The organism is Planktothrix paucivesiculata PCC 9631 (assembly GCF_900009265.2).
Classification (GTDB): Bacteria; Cyanobacteriota; Cyanobacteriia; order Cyanobacteriales; family Microcoleaceae; genus Planktothrix; species Planktothrix paucivesiculata.
Genome location: NZ_LR735065.1, coordinates 1 through 227, shown reverse-complemented (window position 1 = coordinate 227; position 227 = coordinate 1). Strand labels below are relative to the sequence as shown.

The window sequence follows — 227 nt, the reverse complement described above, 5'->3', positions numbered from 1 at the left end:
GTTGCATCGGTGATAGCAGTGCCGATACTGATACCGTCTTGCAGGATGTCAACGGTACTATTGGCTTCGGCTGTACCCGTAATAGTTGGGGTGGTGTCGTTGGTACTGCCACTGCTGGTAATTGTCGGCGTCGTCGGTACGGTGGTGTCTACGGTGAGGTTAACTGCCGTGGAAGCACTAGAAACGTTACCCGTGGCATCGGTAGCTGTAGCGGTGAAAGCATAAGT

Annotated in this window: 1 protein-coding gene; it reads right to left on the bottom strand. The window is 53.3% G+C overall.

From position 1 onward, the window contains the following. The coding region (locus PL9631_RS26405) for a hypothetical protein (protein ID WP_197046520.1) at positions 1-227 on the bottom strand (227 nt) is incomplete at both ends.